This is a genomic window from bacterium (genome assembly GCA_035454885.1).
GTDB lineage: Bacteria > UBA10199 > UBA10199 > JACPAL01.
On sequence record DATIGE010000064.1, the window covers coordinates 1 to 17,877 of the forward strand.

The 17,877-nt window shown below is 60.4% G+C and carries 27 protein-coding genes and 2 tRNA genes; 25 read left to right on the forward strand and 4 right to left on the reverse strand.

Going from position 1 to position 17,877, the window contains the following annotated elements:
- The 8 genes from VLJ37_10775 to VLJ37_10810 all read left to right on the forward strand — a co-directional run.
- Window positions 1-774: alpha/beta fold hydrolase (locus VLJ37_10775; GenBank protein ID HSA60155.1), on the forward strand; the 774-nt coding region annotated here is incomplete at its 5' end.
- 83 nt (window positions 775-857) lie between these two features.
- Window positions 858-1,595, forward strand: a complete 738-nt coding sequence (locus tag VLJ37_10780) for a hypothetical protein (GenBank protein ID HSA60156.1) — start codon at window positions 858-860, stop codon at window positions 1,593-1,595.
- A gap of 13 nt (window positions 1,596-1,608) precedes the next feature.
- Window positions 1,609-2,745 (forward strand): DUF4382 domain-containing protein, encoded by a 1,137-nt coding sequence (locus VLJ37_10785; protein ID HSA60157.1) that lies wholly within the window; start codon window positions 1,609-1,611, stop codon window positions 2,743-2,745.
- A gap of 24 nt (window positions 2,746-2,769) precedes the next feature.
- Window positions 2,770-3,009: a hypothetical protein gene (locus VLJ37_10790; GenBank protein HSA60158.1), complete on the forward strand. Its 240-nt coding sequence runs from the start codon at window positions 2,770-2,772 to the stop codon at window positions 3,007-3,009.
- 52 nt (window positions 3,010-3,061) lie between these two features.
- A complete protein-coding gene (locus tag VLJ37_10795; protein HSA60159.1) occupies window positions 3,062-3,508 on the forward strand; it encodes a hypothetical protein in 447 nt (148 codons plus the stop codon).
- A 111-nt stretch (window positions 3,509-3,619) separates the two neighbouring features.
- The gene (locus tag VLJ37_10800) at window positions 3,620-3,790 is read left to right on the forward strand and encodes a DUF1328 family protein (protein HSA60160.1); all 171 of its coding nucleotides are present in this window, start codon (window positions 3,620-3,622) and stop codon (window positions 3,788-3,790) included.
- A 51-nt stretch (window positions 3,791-3,841) separates the two neighbouring features.
- Window positions 3,842-4,036, forward strand: a complete 195-nt coding sequence (locus VLJ37_10805; protein ID HSA60161.1) for a hypothetical protein — start codon at window positions 3,842-3,844, stop codon at window positions 4,034-4,036.
- Window positions 4,037-4,124: 88 nt separating this feature from the next.
- Entirely contained in the window at window positions 4,125-4,661 is a 537-nt protein-coding gene (locus VLJ37_10810; protein ID HSA60162.1) for a hypothetical protein, read from the forward strand.
- A 91-nt stretch (window positions 4,662-4,752) separates the two neighbouring features.
- On the opposite strand, the gene VLJ37_10815 is transcribed toward VLJ37_10810, so the two are convergent.
- The gene (locus VLJ37_10815; protein HSA60163.1) at window positions 4,753-4,911 is read right to left on the reverse strand and encodes a CsbD family protein; all 159 of its coding nucleotides are present in this window, start codon (window positions 4,909-4,911) and stop codon (window positions 4,753-4,755) included.
- A gap of 170 nt (window positions 4,912-5,081) precedes the next feature.
- Between VLJ37_10815 and VLJ37_10820 the strand changes: the two genes are divergently transcribed.
- The 7 genes from VLJ37_10820 (at window position 5,082) to VLJ37_10850 (ending at window position 8,696) form a co-directional block, all read left to right on the forward strand.
- Window positions 5,082-6,254, forward strand: coding sequence for a hypothetical protein (locus VLJ37_10820; GenBank protein ID HSA60164.1), 1,173 nt, complete (start codon window positions 5,082-5,084; stop codon window positions 6,252-6,254).
- Window positions 6,255-6,387: 133 nt separating this feature from the next.
- A complete protein-coding gene (locus VLJ37_10825) occupies window positions 6,388-6,546 on the forward strand; it encodes a CsbD family protein (protein HSA60165.1) in 159 nt (52 codons plus the stop codon).
- Between the two features lie 219 nt (window positions 6,547-6,765).
- Window positions 6,766-7,170: a BON domain-containing protein gene (locus tag VLJ37_10830; protein HSA60166.1), complete on the forward strand. Its 405-nt coding sequence runs from the start codon at window positions 6,766-6,768 to the stop codon at window positions 7,168-7,170.
- Window positions 7,171-7,218: 48 nt separating this feature from the next.
- Window positions 7,219-7,380 carry a DUF3309 domain-containing protein gene (locus VLJ37_10835; protein HSA60167.1) on the forward strand — a complete coding sequence of 54 codons (162 nt, stop codon included), beginning with the start codon at window positions 7,219-7,221 and terminating at the stop codon, window positions 7,378-7,380.
- A gap of 37 nt (window positions 7,381-7,417) precedes the next feature.
- Window positions 7,418-7,588, forward strand: a complete 171-nt coding sequence (locus VLJ37_10840) for a DUF1328 family protein (protein ID HSA60168.1) — start codon at window positions 7,418-7,420, stop codon at window positions 7,586-7,588.
- Window positions 7,589-7,707: 119 nt separating this feature from the next.
- Entirely contained in the window at window positions 7,708-7,854 is a 147-nt protein-coding gene (locus tag VLJ37_10845; GenBank protein ID HSA60169.1) for a hypothetical protein, read from the forward strand.
- Window positions 7,855-7,973: 119 nt separating this feature from the next.
- Window positions 7,974-8,696 (forward strand): OmpA family protein, encoded by a 723-nt coding sequence (locus VLJ37_10850; protein HSA60170.1) that lies wholly within the window; start codon window positions 7,974-7,976, stop codon window positions 8,694-8,696.
- Between the two features lie 93 nt (window positions 8,697-8,789).
- Here VLJ37_10850 and VLJ37_10855 read toward each other — a convergent pair whose 3' ends face one another.
- Window positions 8,790-9,254: a hypothetical protein gene (locus VLJ37_10855; protein ID HSA60171.1), complete on the reverse strand. Its 465-nt coding sequence runs from the start codon at window positions 9,252-9,254 to the stop codon at window positions 8,790-8,792.
- A gap of 155 nt (window positions 9,255-9,409) precedes the next feature.
- Here VLJ37_10855 and VLJ37_10860 point away from each other — a divergent pair, with 155 nt between their 5' ends.
- From VLJ37_10860 to msrB, 5 genes are all read left to right on the forward strand, one after another.
- Window positions 9,410-9,754, forward strand: coding sequence for a metalloregulator ArsR/SmtB family transcription factor (locus VLJ37_10860; protein HSA60172.1), 345 nt, complete (start codon window positions 9,410-9,412; stop codon window positions 9,752-9,754).
- A gap of 25 nt (window positions 9,755-9,779) precedes the next feature.
- Window positions 9,780-9,977, forward strand: a complete 198-nt coding sequence (locus tag VLJ37_10865; GenBank protein HSA60173.1) for a hypothetical protein — start codon at window positions 9,780-9,782, stop codon at window positions 9,975-9,977.
- A 169-nt stretch (window positions 9,978-10,146) separates the two neighbouring features.
- Window positions 10,147-10,219: transfer RNA gene (locus VLJ37_10870), tRNA-Lys, on the forward strand.
- Window position 10,220: 1 nt separating this feature from the next.
- Window positions 10,221-10,293, forward strand: a tRNA-Glu gene (locus tag VLJ37_10875).
- A 143-nt stretch (window positions 10,294-10,436) separates the two neighbouring features.
- Window positions 10,437-11,438: a peptide-methionine (R)-S-oxide reductase MsrB gene (gene msrB, locus VLJ37_10880; GenBank protein HSA60174.1), complete on the forward strand. Its 1,002-nt coding sequence runs from the start codon at window positions 10,437-10,439 to the stop codon at window positions 11,436-11,438.
- Between the two features lie 6 nt (window positions 11,439-11,444).
- Here msrB and VLJ37_10885 read toward each other — a convergent pair whose 3' ends face one another.
- Window positions 11,445-11,711, reverse strand: coding sequence for a GlsB/YeaQ/YmgE family stress response membrane protein (locus VLJ37_10885; GenBank protein ID HSA60175.1), 267 nt, complete (start codon window positions 11,709-11,711; stop codon window positions 11,445-11,447).
- A 95-nt stretch (window positions 11,712-11,806) separates the two neighbouring features.
- On the opposite strand from VLJ37_10885, the gene VLJ37_10890 reads away from it, so the two are divergent.
- The 3 genes from VLJ37_10890 (at window position 11,807) to can (ending at window position 13,625) form a co-directional block, all read left to right on the forward strand.
- On the forward strand, window positions 11,807-12,499 hold the full coding sequence (locus VLJ37_10890; GenBank protein ID HSA60176.1) for a hypothetical protein: 693 nt from the start codon (window positions 11,807-11,809) through the stop codon (window positions 12,497-12,499).
- A gap of 68 nt (window positions 12,500-12,567) precedes the next feature.
- Complete coding sequence (locus tag VLJ37_10895) at window positions 12,568-12,999, forward strand: VOC family protein (protein ID HSA60177.1); 432 nt, start codon at window positions 12,568-12,570, stop codon at window positions 12,997-12,999.
- Window positions 12,996-13,625, forward strand: coding sequence for a carbonate dehydratase (gene can, locus VLJ37_10900; protein ID HSA60178.1), 630 nt, complete (start codon window positions 12,996-12,998; stop codon window positions 13,623-13,625). Before VLJ37_10895 ends, can begins: the two co-directional genes overlap by 4 nt.
- Before the next feature lie 3 nt (window positions 13,626-13,628).
- Here the strand turns inward: can and VLJ37_10905 are convergent, their stop codons facing one another.
- Window positions 13,629-15,005, reverse strand: a complete 1,377-nt coding sequence (locus VLJ37_10905) for a class I SAM-dependent methyltransferase (protein ID HSA60179.1) — start codon at window positions 15,003-15,005, stop codon at window positions 13,629-13,631.
- A gap of 146 nt (window positions 15,006-15,151) precedes the next feature.
- Between VLJ37_10905 and VLJ37_10910 the strand changes: the two genes are divergently transcribed.
- Window positions 15,152-15,787, forward strand: coding sequence for a hypothetical protein (locus tag VLJ37_10910; protein ID HSA60180.1), 636 nt, complete (start codon window positions 15,152-15,154; stop codon window positions 15,785-15,787).
- 119 nt (window positions 15,788-15,906) lie between these two features.
- On the forward strand, window positions 15,907-17,859 hold the full coding sequence (locus VLJ37_10915) for a hypothetical protein (GenBank protein ID HSA60181.1): 1,953 nt from the start codon (window positions 15,907-15,909) through the stop codon (window positions 17,857-17,859).
- Window positions 17,860-17,877 lie beyond the last annotated feature (18 nt).

A 17,877-nucleotide genomic window follows, 5' to 3' on the forward strand; every position in this document is an offset into this window, starting at 1 on the left:
GCCATTCACTACGAGGATCACGGCCCCAGGGAGGCGGGGCCCCTTGTCCTCATCCACGCCTTTCCCCTCAACCTCACCATGTGGAACGCTCAAATTCAGGCCCTTTCCGCGGAACGCCGTGTGATTGCCTACGACCTCCGAGGGCATGGGGAAAGCGATGTCGGCGATGGGCAGTACACGATCGAGCTCTTTGTGGACGACCTGATCGCCTTGCTGGATCATCTGCGGATCGACACGACGGCGGTCTGCGGCCTCTCCCTCGGGGGCTACATCGCCCTGCGCGCCCTTGAGAGGCATCCGGAGCGTTTTAACGCCCTTGTTCTGTGCGACACGCGAAGCGAGGCGGATTCCGACGAAGCGAAGATCAAGCGCTCGGCGGGCCTAAGACTTCTCAAAGAGAAAGGGGTTCCGTCGTTTGCGGAGGAATTCGTCAAACCGGCCTTTGCGCCGGAGACGTTCAAGACAAATCCCGAGATCGTCCACACGACCAAGGGGATGATCCTGAAGAATTCGCCCCTGGGAATCGGGGGCGCCCTGCTGGCCTTGGCTTCCCGGACCGATACGACGGAATCGTTGAAACGAATCAACATTCCGACCCTCGTCCTGGTCGGCGAGAAGGATCAGATCACCCCGCCCTCAGCGGCTCTCTCCCTGAAAGAGAAAATACCGAACGCGCAGATGCACGTCATTCCGACCGCGGGGCATTTAAGCAATTTGGAAAATCCAGCGGAATTTAATCAAAGGCTCGCCGCATTCTGTAGGGAAATCCCCTAGTCGAAAATCCAGTTTCCCCCGATTGTAGGCCCTTTCCATCTCCTGTAGCCTCATTTTTGAATCACAAATGAGGGAGGCGCATTATGCTTTTGTCTAAACCCATCATGTCCCTTTTTCTGTTCGCCTTGATCCTGTCCCTCTCAGCGGGGATGGCCCATGCGCAAAAGAAAAAAGAAAACATGAAATACCGGGGCATGGATCGGAATAACGACGGCGTGATCACGCGCGAGGAATGGCGAGGGGACAGCGACAAGTCTTTTGACAACCAGGATTGGAATGGTGACGGTGTCCTCTCGGGTGATGAGGTGAGGCCGGGTGCGCGTCGCCCTGAGAAGGCAGATCCATTTCGCGCCTTGGATCGCAACAACAATGGCGTGATTTCCGCCAACGAATGGACGGGTTCGACGCAGGACTTTGACCGTCTGGATCGGGATCATAATGGCAACTTAAGCGTTGAGGAGTTCCATCAACGCTCGGGGATGGATCAATTTGGCGAGCTCGATCACAATAACAACGGGGTCATATCACGGGATGAATGGCATAACACCAGCCGGTCATTTGATGGACTGGATCTCAACCGCGACGGACAATTAAGCCGTGACGAATTTAATAATCGGGAGCAGCGCCCCGTTTCCGTCTTTGGGGAACTCGATCAAAACAACGACGGGAGGATCTCACGCAGCGAATGGCGCAGCACGACCGTGGGCTTTGACCGTCTGGACACCAATGGGGACGACTTCTTGAGCAAGAATGAATTTAACGGCCGTCAAACCAGTAACCTTGTTGAGCAAATCTTTCAGGAGATCTTCAGACCGCGATAAAGAGGTGACGTCTATGAAATGGAACAAACTTGTCAAATCTCTCGTTGTGACGCCGCTCGCGGCGTTCTTTCTATGGGGCTGTGGTAGCAGCGGAGGCAACGGAACCCTGTCCGTCGGCCTGACGGACGCATCGACGGACCAGTATCAGGCCGTCTACGTCACCGTCAAAGCCGTCGAGGTCCACATGTCCGGAGATGCAGAGGACAGCTGGGAGACGGTCGGGACTCCGAACAAGACCTACGACCTCTTGCAACTCGTCAACGGCGTGCGCGAGACGCTGGGGATCGCGGATCTGAAAGCCGGCCATTACACCCAGATGAGACTGATCTTGGGAGACACACCGGAAGGCTCCATCAACATCTTAAGCCTCGCCCATCCGTTCGCTAATTACGTGATCGACCTGGATGGGAATGCCCATGAGCTGAAAGTCCCCAGCGGCATGCAGACGGGAATCAAGATCGTCCATGGCTTTGACATCAACGAAAACTCGACGACGGAGCTTGTCCTCGACTTTAACGCCGGCGCCTCGGTCGTGATCGCGGGCAACAGCGGCAAGTACCTGCTCAAGCCCACGATCAAGGTGTTGGATACCCGGAAAGCCTCGATCATCAGCGGAGAGGTCACACAGTCCCCGGATGACAGCGGGCTGGCTGGCACGACGGTCTCGGCCCAGATCTTCGACGGCGCAGCGGCCGATGCGAAAGACCGAGTGACCGTGCAAGCCGCCACGATATCGGACGATGACGGCCGCTTTTCGCTCTTCCTGTCGCCCGGCACCTATAATCTGGTCTTTTACAAGCAGGGCTTCCAGGCCTTCGTGACCAAGATCACGGTCGCGGCCGGCGAGACCGCCACTCAGGACGCTGCACTCGGTACCGCCGCGACCGGAACGCTCTCGGGAACCACAAGCTTCAGCGGCGGCGATCCAGATGCATTCATCACCTTGAGCTTCCGCCAGGACCAGACGATCGAAGGCAATGCGGAACAAATCGAGATCACATCGCTCAACGTCGCGAATGGAGGTAGCTATTCGGCCACGCTGCCTGAAGGCGCTGTGACTATTGTCGGATCGTCTTTCGGCCAGGAGACAGACACAGAGATCTCGGCGGTCATCGCGGGCTCGAACACGACCATGGATATGAGCCTGTAATCGAATGAAAAGGGAGGGTGTCAAATGAAGAAAATTCTTTTTCTGGCCGTTCTTTTTGCGGCCATACCGTTCCTGGGCCTATCGGAGGAATCGGGAATAAAAGTTCAGACCCCGGAAGGGAGTATTGAGGTCAAGACGGGCACCCCCGCGCCCCCTCCCGACCCTCAGGTGATCGTCGTCCGTCCCTCCAAGACGACCGTCAATCAGCCGCAGGGTTCCGGCGGATGCGGTTGTAGCCTGGATTCCGGGGCAGCTTGCAAATAGCCTGGCATCCGGGCGCCCGCGTCGTGGGCAGGTGATTTCGAAGGAAAGGGCCATGAAAAGGTTCAAGTCATTTCAGTTGTTGGGATTCGCGGCCCTGGCGCTCGGCTTGATCGTTTGGTCCGCCGCCGATGCGCGCAACGGGCGCTCGAAGAACGCGTTGAACTCGGCTTCCGCTAACTTCATCAGTGCGCGCCTTGTCGACAAGACAAAGAACGCGGCCAACAGGACTGCGACCGTTGAGGTGACGGTCCGGGGCGTCCGCCTCGTGGATCCCGCGTTCGCATCCCAGGTTCCGGGCTCGATCCAAGGGCATCTCCTCTTCCAGTTGGACGGGGGGCCGATCATCGCCACCCCGACCTCCAGACTGAGCTTCCGAGAGCTGGCTCCGGGGGAGCACACGATTTCGGTCAACCTGGCCGACGACCATCACATGCCGATGGGGCTGCCGGTTCTGCTAACGGTGAGTGTTCCGGCCCCCAAGACTGTATTAGCGTACTGAGCTCCGTCCGTAGGGAAATCCCCCAGTCAAAAATCCTGTTTGCCCCGATTGTTCTTCCCTTGCTCCTCCCATAATCTCATCGCATCAATCAAACAAAGGGAGGAGGGGGTTATGCTTTACTGGGCGTTAGTGTTTTTCCTATTCGCGGTGGTCGCCGCGGTATTGGGATTCACCGGAATTGCGGCCAGCGCCGCCTACATAGCGAAGATTCTTTTCGTCGTCTTCGTCGTGTTGTTCATTGTCTCGCTTGTATTTCCGAGATTCAGACGGCCAGCGGCCTGAGGCGAATTGGTGAAGTAAGAACGATCACGAATAAACCAAGGAGAAACGAACATGGACCAACAAAAACAACCCACGCCCCCCGGCACCAAGACCGGGGCGGAAGTGAAGCCCTCGCAACCACAACAGCAAAAGGGCAACAGCCCGCAAGAGCAAGGAATCAAGCAGGCAAGCCCCACGAGCGGCAATCAGCCGCCTCTTCCAAAAGAGGCGACGGCACCGACAGGCGCAGCTCCGAAGGCGCTCTAGGTTTTCAACACCCCGCGAGTGCGTCCTGAACAATTATGTTCGGGTCGCTCTCCGCGGGGCACCTGCTCAATGATAAGGAGAGATTCCTATGGGTAGAAAAAGATGGACAGGGATGCTGGTCTTGGCTGGAGTTGCTCTGCTTTTGTCGAACGGCACCCTCCTTGCCGACAATCCGTTGGTGATGAAGGGAAACGCATGGACTTATAATAATGAGATCATGGGAGAGAAGCCGAGCGAGCAGTGGGACACGCAGCAAACCAATGAGATGGCAAGGCCGGTCAAGTGGGTTCTTCACAAGTCGGGCGGCAATCCAGTCATCTGGTTGATCTACGATGATGCCGTTTCCAAGTGGACAACGGCCAGCATCGCCTCGGATCTTCAGAAGGCCTACAAGTCACGGGGAATCAACCCCGATGCCGTGCAGCAGATGACGATCAACAACAATGACGTCTACATCATCGGCGGCACCGATCCGGTCAAGAATGTCCGTTACAACACGGCGGTGTTCTGGAGAGTGGGAACCAAGCGGGCTTATAACATCGAACTGTCGGTTCCGACGAATGAATTCAGCTCTTATGAGCCTGCCTACAAGGGGATGATACAGACGGTCAAATTGTTACCGTAGACTTCTACGGTTCCCCCGCCTCTCTCCCCACCGGGAGAGAGGCGGGTTTTATTTTGAAAGGTTGCGGACGCCCGGCTTCGGGACCATCTTCTTACTTGCCTTGCAGAGCCTTCCTGACCTTTTCGATGCCGGATTTTATCTTCCCAGCCGCCTTGTCGATCCGGCCTTCGTTTGCCAGCTTCTTGTTTCCGGTCAACTCGCCGACCGCCTTTTTGATGCTCCCTTTGGCTTTATCAATCTCGCCCGCCATAGTGGTTCTCCTTTTGATTTTCTTTCAAGCGGTGAGGGAGATTCCCCTTTACCGCAAGAAATATTTTTAGAACGGAATCGACGGGACGCACAATCGGGGGAAACAGGATTATTGACTGGGGGATTCCCCTAGTCGCCCGGAGTCAAAAGTTTCCATCTTCCCTTGTTAAGATGCTCAAGACTGATATTCTCGCCAAGGTGCTCCACCACATTTATTTCGTCCCGGGGCTCTTCGGCTTTGCGCGCCTCGCCTCGTATGACTACTTCGCGCACGTCAGGAGCGCGCTGCAGGCGCGGTTTCGGGACGCCGGCCAGCAAATCGAGACTCACGCCGTGGACGTATTGCCCACGGCCTCGGTGCGCCGGCGGGCGGCGAAGCTCGCGGCGCTGATTGACCGGACATCCGGAGGCAAAGGGCCGATTCACCTCGTGGGGCACTCGACGGGCGGGCTGGACGCCCGCCTGGCGGCATCGCCGAGCACGACGCTCCCGATACCGGCGCGAGTGATGCGCTGGCTCCCGCGGCTGCGAAGCGTTACGACGATGAATACCCCGCACTACGGCACACCGCTGGCAAGCTTCCTGGTGACCTCGAACGGCCAGCGCTTGCTCTCCGCGCTGTCGGCGTTCACGTTGGGCGGGCTCTCCCTTGGTGCGCACCCCCTCGGCGCCGCGGGCGCACTCATCGGGCTCATCGGGCGCGGCGACGACGCGCTCGGGATCAAGCTTCGGATCCTGGACAAATCGGTCGGCCTGCTGCTGGGACTGGTCAAAGACGCTCGACGCCCGGATGTGCTCGCCTACATCAACGCCGTCAAGGAGGATCAGGGTTCGATGCTTCAGATCAGCCCGGAGGCCATGGACCTCACGGTGGCCGGCTTCCGGGACCGTCCGGGCGTCGCCTACCAGTCGACCGCCTCGATGGCGCCGACACCTTCGCCCGGGAAGTGGGTCCGGACGCTTGGGCATCCGTGGCGGGCGGCTTCCTTGGCGCTGTTCACCGCGCTCCACGGCATTACGTCGCGTCATGACGATCGCTACCCATGCGCCGCCGCGCGGGCCGGCCGGCGGACGGAGGTGATGCTCGCGCGGGCGCTCGGCTTCGTGCCCGATCGGAGCGCCAACGACGGCGTCGTCCCCATTCGCTCGCAGCTCTGGGGGACTCTGGTGTGGGCGGGGCTCGGAGATCACCTGGATGTCCTGGGGCATTATCGCGATGACCGGAAGGGGAGGCTCGCGACGTTGCGCCACCGCGATTGGCTGACCAGCGGCTCGTCGTTCGACAGCACGAACTTTGGCGCGCTGATGGACGCGGTTACGAACGGGATGCTGAAGTCCGTCTAAACTAGGGAAATCCCCCAGTCAATAATCCTGTTTCCCCTGATTGTTCCACCTTTCTTTCTCTTGTAGATTCCACTCCAGAGATACAGAGATATTCTGTAAAGTTCGGGGCAGACAAACAAAAGGGAGAACCATCATGGCGGGCGAAATAGACAAAGCCAAAGGCAACATCAAGCAGGTGGTCGGCGAGTTGACCGGAAACAAAAAGCTGAAAAACGAAGGCACGATCGACAAGGCGGCTGGGAAGATAAAATCCGGCGTCGATAAGGTTAAGAAGGCGTTGCAGGGCAAGTAAGAAGGGATCCCGCCGGGCAAAAGCGTCAGCGGCTTCGTGCAATTCCGGAAGGCGGGTGAACTGAGCCCCCTCAGGTTTTTTTTCAAGGTCGCAAAGAGTGCCTTCCGGTTCGAATTTCAATAGGAAAATCCCCCAATCAAAAACCCTGTTTTCCCCGATTGTTCGTCCTTTATTACTCTTGTAATCTCATGACGTCATTCAATGAAGTCAGGACCCATTATGAGCGATGGTGTCGGAATTCTGAAGCTTTTAAGAATAGCCGGTTGCCTTGGAATTTTGGCGGCAATAGCCTGGTTCGTCTCGGACAACCAGGCTTATGCCGGTTCACGAAGAGTTTATGCCCAGATCATTCCCCAGGATGTCTCCCAGAGCACCGAGATTCCCAAGGGGGACGTGTGGCAAACCGAATCCGACAGGATGGTGACGGCTAAAATCCGTGAGGCCTTGGAGGAGGATGTCTCGTTGTTCGAGAAGGTCAGGAACATAAGGATCATCACCATCAATGGAGAGGTAACGCTTCGCGGCCAGGTGAATACCGGCAGCGAACGCCAACGCATCGAAGAAAAAGCCCGCAAACCGATCGGGGTCGGGCGGGTTATCAACCAAATCGATGTTTCGCCTTAGTTCCGATTTTAACAGCAGGGTCGCCCCTGCGAACGGAATGGAGACAATATGTGGACGATAATCCTGGTTGTCGTGTTGGTGCTGGCTCTCGGCGGCGGTGGAGGTTATTACGGTTCTCGCCGCTGGGGTTTCGGAGGCGGTGCAGGCATCGGGTTGGGGACCATATTGGTGATTCTGCTCATCGCCTACCTGTTGGGCGTGTTTCGCTGACGGTAGCGAAGACCGGCGAGCAAAGAGAGAAAGAGTCATGCTTCACTGGGTGTTAATACTTTTCCTATCCGCGGTCCTCTCCGCGGTGTTGGGATTAACCGGAATCGCGGCCGGCGCCGCATACGTGGCGAAGATCCTTTTCGTCGTCTTCTCCCTGTTGTTCCTCATCTCGCTGCTGTTTCCGGCATTCAGACGGCCGGCGGGTTGAGGCGCCGGTCTCCTATTTTTCCCCATCGGTTCCTGGGAAAATCCTCCAGCCGAAAATCCTGTTTCCCCCGATTGTCCGCCCGAGCCCGCTCCTGTACGCTGGTCCATGGAGGGTTTCTTATGATCGACGGCGTCATGCAGCTAAGGCAAGTGCTTCTCCATCCCTGGGGCGTCGTTTGGTCCTATGGGCTTTTGAAGTTCTGCGAAATCCTGGTGAAGGGCGTCTCCAAGCGGCACTACCAGTTTCTTCAGATCGTCTTTTCCTAGGCCGCTTGCCGCTAGGGAAATCCCCCAGTCAACAACCGTGTTTCCCCCGATTGTCCGCCCCCTCCGGTTCTTCTAGACTTGTTGTGTCGGTCAAAAAAGGAAAGAAGGAGGATGTCTCTATGTCAAAGAATAACCGTCTCACCATATGGGGGATCGCCGTTTTGGGGGCGTTTTTAGCCTCAAGCGCGCTCCTCGCGGAAAAAACGGGGCCTCTGGTGGCTCCGACGAATCCCGATTCGCCTGCCTGCGTAACCAACGATCAGGCCGGAACGAAGTGTCCGAACTGGAACGCGATTCCCGAAAAGTTCCATCCGGATGCCTGCATCTCCGACGCCAAGCAGGCCGGCAAAGTGAAGTGCGCCCGTTGGTATTCCTACGGAACACCCACGGAAGTGGTCATCCGGACCAACCTGATCCACTTCGAATTCGACAAGTCGCGCATTTTGGCATCTTCGTATCCGGTCCTGAATCAGATCGTCGCGACGATCCAAGGCGCGAACGTTCAGCATGTCACGATCGAGGGGCATACGGATAGCAAGGGATCGGACGCCTACAACATGTCGCTTTCCGATCGGCGCGCCGCGTCGGTGAGGGAGTATCTCAGCGACCACGGGATTCAGTCGAGCGAGATGAACTCCGTCGGAAAGGGTGAGAGTCAACCGGTCGCCGCCAACGAAATCAACGGCCGGGATAACCCTGCAGGCCGTGACTTGAACCGCCGTGTGGAATTCCGTCTTCAGCTCGCATCGGGTTCCAAGGCGAAGATGACGAAGGGCGACTCGGGCCCGACCTTCCCGGATTCCAAGAGGCAGGCCGGGTCGGGAGAAGTCTCCAGTCGATGAGGAACAGTGGCGGCCGCGAACAGGTCGCAGCAAAAATGGACGAAGCCCAGGCTCCTCTGGCGAGGAACCTGGGCTTCATGCGCCCCACTGGTGTTACTTGACAGGCGTCTTGAAGGTCAGGTCGACCGCCCACTTCTCCCCGAACGTGTCGATCTCCCCGCCCGTCGTGACCTTGGCGGAGATCACGCCCTGGTCGAGCTTGTAGTTCTCGGTCTTGATCCGCCCGAGCGAGCTGAATCCCTGCTTTTGATGGGCGGAATGGACGACCTGGCAGCCGATGATGTCGCCCGCGCTATCGATCTTGAGGATGAGGGCGCTGCCGAAGTCCCCGAACATGGCCTTGAAGGGATTGCCGCCCGTGTCTTTCTCGGTCAACGTGACCTCGACGGTCTCCTTGCCGCCGAAGGGATCGCTCTTTTTGGCGATGGCGAAGGCCAGCTTTCCGTCCTTGCCGTTGCCCATGAAGGTGCCGCTGACGGCCGGATCGGCCGCGCACGCAACGGACGCGGCGATGAGGAAGGCGGCGAGCGCGAGGGTGCGGGACAGGGTCTTTCTCATGATTTTCTCCTTGATGAAAAGGGGATGTTAGATGCCTGAGCCGCGAATGAAAAGTGTTTTCAGAGTGAACACGAATTTCCGCCCTTGATCCTGCCAACGTAAAAGGGTTATATGAATATAAAGTCATATAGAGAACATGAGCCGGAGGGTTCCTCATGAAAACGCTCACCAACGAGACGCTCGTCCAGGTCGCGAAGTTCCTCAAGGCGATGGGCGAGCCGACCCGGCTCAAGATTCTGCGCACGCTGCACGACGGAGAGTTGACGGTGACGGACATCATCGCGGAGACGGCTGCGACCCAGTCGAACGTCTCCAAACACTTGGCCGTCCTGACCGTGGAGGGGATCGTCGCGGCGCGGAAGGATGGGACCTCCACGTATTACTCGATCGCCGATCCGAACATCACGGCCATCTGCGACACGGTCTGCCGGAGCATCGCCGACCGGATCCGCCACGCGCGGACCACGCTGAAGAATATCGAGAAGGGGGTGGCCCTGTGATCGCGCTCAAAAAAGAGGAGGAATCGTGTTGCACGCACTCATGACAGGCCTGTTGCCCGAAATAAGCGAACATCTTCGGGCCCGCTTTAAGCGGCGCTCGCAGGATGTTCTCCGTGTTCTCGGCATTCCCACCAAACGGGACTTTGTTCGCTTCGAGGAGAGGGTCCTGCAGGTGGAGCGGGTGCTCGATTCGCTCGGACGGCGGAAACCGCTCAAGCAATAAACGTCCCTCGCCTGTCTCCTGGCCGCTCAAGGCATCGCCCTCCTTGGCCAGGGCACAGACGAGCTTTCCATTCATCCCGTTGTCCATCAAGGTGCCGGCGACCGCCGCTGCGGCGTGACAACAGCTTGCGCTTGAGGGGGGCCTTTGCTAGTGTCCGCAAACTTTTTCGGAGCCCTTAGCTCAGTCGGTAGAGCACATCCCTTTTAAGGATGGTGTCCCGGGTTCGAATCCCGGAGGGCTCACGTCCCCATCGTCTAGAGGCCTAGGACACCACCCTTTCACGGTGGTGACGCGGGTTCGAATCCCGCTGGGGACGCATTCTCCGAGACTTTTGTCTTCGGCACGCATCTCATCCGGCATATGGGAAAGAAACTGAACATCCTTGGAAGCTTGGCCCTGGCGGCCGTTCTTGGGGCCTGCCTGGGGCTGGAGGGCCGGGACAAGGGAGGGAAAACAACAATGAACGACCAAACCCGTCTGGAAAAGGCGACCTTCGCGGGGGGCTGCTTCTGGTGCATGGAGCCGCCCTTCGAAAAGATGGCCGGAGTCGTCGAGGTCGTCTCCGGTTACACGGGGGGCCGGAAGGAAAACCCGACCTATGAAGAGGTCTCGTCGGGGCGCACGGGCCACGTCGAGGCGATCCAGATCCTCTTTGATCCGGCCAAGACGGGCTACGCCGAGCTCCTCGAGGAGTTTTGGAAAAACATCGACCCGACCGACGCCGGCGGCCAGTTCGTCGACCGGGGTTCGCAATACGCCACGGGCATCTTCTACCACAATGAGGAGCAGAAACGGCTGGCGGAGGAGTCCAAGAATCAACTGCAGGCCTCGGGGCGTTTCAAGAAACCGATCGTGACGGAGATCCGGCCCTATGAAAAGTTCTACGCAGCCGATGACTACCACCAGGACTTTTACAAGAAGAGCCCGGCTCGTTACCAGTCCTACAAGATGTTTTCGGGCCGCGAACAGTTCATCGAATCGGCCTGGAAGGATCAGGAGACGGACGCCTTGAAAACAACTCAGTACAACAAGCCTTCCGACGAGGAACTCAAGAAGAGACTCACGCCCCTGCAGTACCGGGTGACCCGGCAGGAGGGGACGGAGCCGGCGTTCCAGAACGAATACTGGGACAATCACCGCGAAGGGATCTACGTCGACGTCACGACCGGCGAGCCCCTCTTCAGCTCCAAGGACAAGTTCGACTCGGGCACGGGCTGGCCGAGCTTCACCAAGCCCATCGACGACGGGATGGTGAAGGAGAAGACGGACACGAACTTTGGAATGACCCGCGTCGAGGTCCGCAGCAAGACGGGCGACGCCCACCTGGGCCACGTCTTCCCGGACGGTCCCGGACCGGAAGGCATGCGCTACTGCATCAACTCGGCCTCGCTCCGGTTCATCCCCAAAGAAGACCTGGAAAAGGAAGGTTACGGGCAATTCAAAAAGCTTTTTGCGAAATAGGGCGGGTCAGCGAAGCAGATTCAGGATCTTGAGGATGGCGATCAGGAGGATCGCCCCGAGGACTCCCCACAGGATTCCATAGAGGCTGAGGCCTCCGGCCGTGTGGGCGCCGCCGATATGGAGAATGCCGCCAAAGAGCCACCGTCCGAGCCAGGCCCCGGCGATGCCGATGATAACGTTTAACAGCGCGCCTTGCTGGGCGTTCGTCTTCATGACCAGGCTGGCGAGCCAGCCAATCACACCGCCGACGAGGATTGTGATCAGGATACCCATAAGGAACCTCCTTGCCCCTGCGTAACCCAAGAGCGGAAAAAAGACGACAAAAAGCAACAGGCAACCTTCTGGAAGCAGGGGACGATAGGCAGACCGTGTCGGGACTTCACATTGCACCCCTGACGACCATCCCGGCGGCCCTCATTCAGGCCCTTGCGGACTCGCCCGCCTATCGGAGCGCGGGGAGCTTGCTCCTGGGGGACGTCTGCGCATTCGACGCCCATCTGGGCCATGCCGGCATCGCCAGGCCCGCCGAGGGTCGGACGGACTATTTTCTGGACTGCCGTCAAATGGATCTACCCGCGGTCAGGGAGATTTTCCTGGCCATCCGCGCCCGGAAGGACGAGATCGAGGCCGGATCGCCCCTCCTCGCCCCCGTCGCAAGCCTCGTCGACTATTTTTGCCACATGACCGCCAACGTCCTCCCCCTGACCGACCGGGAACCGCGCCTCTTCGCCTCAGTCGCCGAGGGGGACGCGGAGATCACCTTCCCATGGGAGTCAAATGAAACGAGGGCCTTCGAGTGGTCCGTCGCCGTCTACCTCGGTCTCTCGCCGCTTCCCGTGTTCGGCTACGGCCTTCAGTATTCCGACCCCAGGGTCATCCGTTCTCTGTCCACCTTCGGTTTGGGCGTCTTCAGCTATCTCCATTACGCGATCGTTCCGGCCTTGGCGGCGCACCAGGGCATGATCCCCCACGATATCGCCGTCACCGTGGCCAACCGTCCGATCGCCCCCGCCCTGATCCAGCGCCAGGGCGACGGCTCCTACGTCCTGACCCCTCCATGAGCCCGGTGGTCACGGCTCCGGTCCGCGTAACGGTGGACTTCCGGAGAACCTTGCGTAGAATGCCGCGCGTGCCCAAGATCCTTTTTCATCTCGCATTTCCCGTCCGCGACCTGAAGGCTGCGAAACGCTTCTACGTGGACGGCTTGGGTTGCCGGGAGGGACGGGCCTCCGAACATTCGCTCATCCTCAATCTCAAGGGCCACCAGATCGTCGCCCAACGGACGGAGGCCCCCTGGCCCGCCCAGAAGGGGATCTACCCACGGCATTTTGGACTGGTCTTTGAGGACCTCAAGGAGTGGAAGGCCCTGGTCCGACGGGCAGTAAAGAAAAACTTGAAGTTTTATCAACAACCACGCGTCCGGTATCAAGGAACACCCCTCGAACACCACACGACGTTTCTCCAGGACCCGTCCGGAAATCTCCTGGAGTTCAAGCATTACGCGAAGGTTTCGGCCATATTCGGCCAGAAATCGTACCGGAAGGTCGGTGACCGCCCATGAACGCGCTGAAACATCTCTTTCGAAACAACCGGTCTTGGGCGGAGCGGCGCGAGGAGAAGGAGCCTGGCTATTTTCGCCGCCTCGCCAGAATCCAACGCCCGGATTACCTCTGGATCGGCTGTTCGGACAGCCGCGTGCCCGCCAACGAGATCGTCGGGCTCGACCCCGGCGAGTTGTTCGTGCACCGGAACGTGGCCAACGTCGTCGTCCATACGGACTTGAACTGCCTTTCCGTCATCGAGTTCGCCGTGCGCCAGCTGAAGGTGAGGCACATCATCGTCTGCGGTCATTACGGCTGCGGGGGGGTCCAGGCGGCGATGGAGAGCCGATCGCACGGGGTGATCGACAACTGGCTCCGCCACGTCAAGGACGTCTACAGCGACAACGCCCGTGAGCTCGACCGGCTGCGGAACAAGCGGGAGAGGTCCAATCGTCTCTGCCGGCTGAATGTCCGTGCCCAGATGATCAACGTTTGCGCGACGAGCACGGTGCAGGACGCTTGGAAGAGGGGGCAGAAGCTCTCCGTGCACGGATGGATCTACGACATTCATGACGGCCTTCTGGACGACTTGTGCCGCCCGATTGAATCGAAACTCCAGATCGACCGGATCTTCCGCCGGCGCTAGGTTTCAGAACTCCCTCTCGAAGACCGTTCCCTTCGCCATGTAGGCGTATTGCCACGGGGCCTTTCGCTTCAGGCCGGCGCCGCCGAAAAGGGCGTCCAGGTTCTCGCGCGCGTAGCCGGGGATATAAGGCTCGTGAAAGACGCCGGCGCGTTCCGCCTTTCCGTGCCCGCTCTCGCCGAAGGCGCGGAGGAGGCTGTCCATGCCGTCGCCCGCCTGGACGGAGTCGAAAAATACGAACCTCCCGCCGGGCCGGAGGGCGCGGGAGATCTCCCGGGCCGCCTCCCGACGCACGTCCGGAGGCAGTTCGTGGAAAAGGTTGACGGCGACGATGACGTCAACGTTCGCGTCCTTGTAAGGCAATGCCTCCGCGGCGGCCCGGTCATGCTCCCAATCAAAGTACTTGACGCGATCGCCCCAGCGCTCGAGACGGTCCCGGGCAAGCTTCATGTTGGAGGGACTCATTTCGACGAACCCGTACTCCACACCCTCCAGCCTCCCGAGCCAGCGCGCCGTCTCCAGGAAATAGTTCGCATAGGTCCCTGTGCCCGCCCCGATCTCGACCACGCGGACCGGCCCCCGCTTCGGGTTCGAACGTCTTTGGTTGTCCGCCCTGAGAAAACCTTCCAGGGCGCCTTGCAGGGCGTCGCGCTGCATGGCGCCGTAAAGTCCCGCGAAGAGCAGCTCCGTCTTTGAATCCCAGCTGAAGGCCGATTCGTCGTCGAACCAATCCCGCCAATGGTAGCGGTGAAGGAAGTAATCCGGCCACAGCGAGGCGTCGTACCCCCGGCGCTCCCGGACGTAGCCGACGCGCGAACGGATGGCCTCCATCATCTGGCGGCGTGTCCGGTAAGTGGACTGGAGGACCCGCTCCCCGTCCAAGTCCCCGAAGGCGACGTTCAGGATGTGCCGGGGATACAGCCGCCCCGCGTTCCGGGCGTCGCGTTCGACCAACTCGAAATACCTCTCTCTCATCACCGCCAGGTCCCTGCGGGTGAAACGGACGCCCGCGGGGTTCGCGCCGTAGAGGAAGCCTCCCAAGAGCGGGGCGATCATGGCGGACAGGGCCAGGTGCCGCGCCACGTACTCGCGCCTCTGCCAGGTGGAAAGAGGCCGGCGCGAGAGATCGGCCGGAAACCCGGCCCAGCCGCTCAGCCGGGAGACCATCCGGCCGGGAATCGACGTGATCAGGCGATCGGGATGCGTGCGCTGGGCGAGGCCGTAGAAAACCTGGCCGACGCGGGGCTCCACGCGGGGATCGGCGACAAGGCGGTCGACGACCGTCATCATGCCGGAGACCGCCCCGTTAACATAGGCGGCCGTGCGTTCCGCGGCGGCCTGGGCTTGGGCCTGATACGGAGCGATGAGAGCGGACCAGATCATGGATGTCCTCCCGGGCGTGGTCCCCCGTCCATTTCATTAGACAGTCTTGACGTGTCCGGCGGCGAATTTAGGAAACGATTCTCCGTCGGGCCCCGATAACCGAAACGCGCGGCCGACCGATGGCCGCCAGGAGAAAGGAATCCGCCATGACCAAGGCCATTGTCAACCGGGACCTCTTCCGGAGAGTCTCCGTCGCCGACTACAACGCCCGCCAGGGGGAACGGGGTTCGCCGACCCGGGTCAGGGACGTCAACGGCAACCGCATCGTCGATCATGAGGACATTTTTTCGCCCCGGAACGACGTTTACGGAAACCTGAGAAACCCGTCCTACCTCCTGCATGAGATGTGCATGGAGAGGCGTCCCGTCGGCTCCGCGTGGAGTCTGAGCGAAAAGGCGATCGCCTTGATCCAGCGTTTTCACCGTACCATGCTTTGGACCGTTGACCCGGATCGCGGGAACCGGTACCGGGGCCTGCCAACGGGTTCCTACGAGGTCGTTTCGGGAGAGGACATCGGGGCCCTGGTCATCTTGGGTCGAGGCTACGATGTGAGCGGCCTCCTCACAGGCGAGGCGGACTTGGTCCTGGGCCCGGACGGGGCCTTATCCGTCTACGGCTCCTACGACCCGGAACTCCAAGGCTGCAATTACAACCGGACCCTCGAGGTCCATCCGGGTCGCGGCCTCCGCCGTGACTCGCTGCGATTGGACTTTGAGAACGCCACAGGCCGCCACGTCGCCTTTTGGGACCTCCGCGACCGGACGATTGACGTCCGGCGCTGAAGTCACCCGAAAACATTGATAAAGTTTAGCAACTCGCGCATCTGCGCTCCGAAGAAAGCCGCACACCGAGGCCCTCCGGCTTCGGTGCGATCGGATTTCAAGTTTGCTAAGGAGCTCATGTGTTTCGCATCCCCCCCGCGGCCGCCTCGGCCGGCTTTCAGGTCTTAGGCCTCGCCGCGGCGACGGCCGATGGCGTTTCCGCCCGGATTGACGCCTTCACCGGCGGAACGTCGATACGCGGTCTCTTGGAAAATGCGGCCCCGCAACTCGCGATGGGCGTTGAGAGGGTCTTGGGAGGTCTCTCCGGGCTCCAGCGGCAGATCCAGACCAGCCGTCCGTATCTCTCCGCGTATTTTTCGCAGTTTCCAGAGCTTTTCAAAACCCCGTCCGGCGAACGCCTTCTTGAACTCGCCTTAAGGCCCGCCACGCAAGGGCCGGACGGGTTTCCCCTCATCGAAGAATCGGTCTTTCGTTCCTTTGTCGACGGCGTCCCGCATCTCTTCTCGCGGGGGGGAGAGGTCCTGCGGTGGGTCGAGGTCCTCAGGCGATCGGTCGAGAAGCCGCGCGGACTTTCCTCCGCGACCGTGACCTCGATCCGGCGGGCCGCGGAGGCGTTTCACACCCTGGCCAACACGGCCGCCGTGACGGCCCCTCCCGACCTCTGGCTCATGCGCCAGATCCTCGCCACGCACGCGCGGTCGGGGCTCTTGGATCTCCTCGATCAGAGACGCGAGGTGATCACCCGCGAGGACGCCGAACTCTTGGACCTGGAACCCGAACAGCTCTCGTTCGACCTTCAGTTTCTCTGGACCCGCGGCGTCTTGGAGCGCTTCGCCGACGGCTATGCCAAGTCGCCGACGCTCCCGTACCGCTTGGACAGGCGCCTGGACCTGCCCGACGAGTTTCGGACCGACATGGCCGGCGAGCTCAGCGTTTGGCTCGGGGGACAAAGAGGCCCGGAGCGCGAGTCGCTCCTCCGCCGGTGGCTGACGCTGCCCGCCGAATCCCAACGGACGGCCGACTGGACGGCGAGCCGCCGTGACCTGGAGATCGGCTACCGGCTCCTGCCGGCGGTCCTCGCCCTCAAGGCTTCGGGTCTCTTGCAAGGATTGCGCGCCGGCGACGAGTTTCCGGACGACCGCGTCCTCCCGGGCCTTCGCAACCTCCTCGTCGCGGCGGGTCTGGTCGCAGGAAGCCGCGTCACGACTCTCGGGGCCCGCGTCTTCGAAAGGGGACCTGGGGTCTACGGCATCATCGGGGCCTACCATCCGTATTTGAACCGCCACGCCGATCTGCTCAGCGCCTCGGGCGCTCGCCCGTCGGTGGAGCGAGGGAGGAACATCGCCGCCAGCCGGGACGCCAACCGCAAGAGCTTCAAGGACGCCGTCCAGATCCTGTGGGATTACGCGCGGGCGACGGACACCCGCTACTGCATCGTGATCGAGCACGCCATGGGGCTTTGCGTGGGCGTCCAGGAGTTTAGGCGAAAATTCGGAGACGAAGGGGTGCGCTACTTTGGAGCGGACTTCGAGGACGCGGCGATCGAAGGGGCCAAGCGCGAGCTGGAGGCAAGGCGCCTGCCGCCGGGCATGAAATTTCTTCAGGCCGACATCGCCAAGCCGGCGCCCCTCGTGGAATTCCTCCGCGCAAACGACGCCCTGGGCGACTCTTCCGGCGGCAGCACCGTCATGATCGTCGGCAACGGGTTCCACGAGGCCCGCGGAAAATCCGACGACGAGATGATCTCGGTCCTCCGGCAATACCGGGAGGCGGGGATTACGATCGCCTTTTCCGAAGAATCGGGCCTCACCGACCGCCAGATCCGGGACTCCGGGTGGAATTCCTACCACGCGGGTTTCCGGTGGACCCACCAGGTCTCCGGCCAAAGGCTCCGCACCCCTTGGCCGATGGACCCGCCGACCGAACGGCTTTCGTGGACCGAGGTCTTCGAACGCGCGGGCTATCGCGTCCCGCGCGAATTCCGCCGCGGCACACGTCCGGTCTTTCCCTGCGATCTGCCGGGAGAGAGAAACCCGCCGATTAGCGTGACCTTTCTCTGCCTTCCCTCGTAGGGACGGGGCAACCCCGCC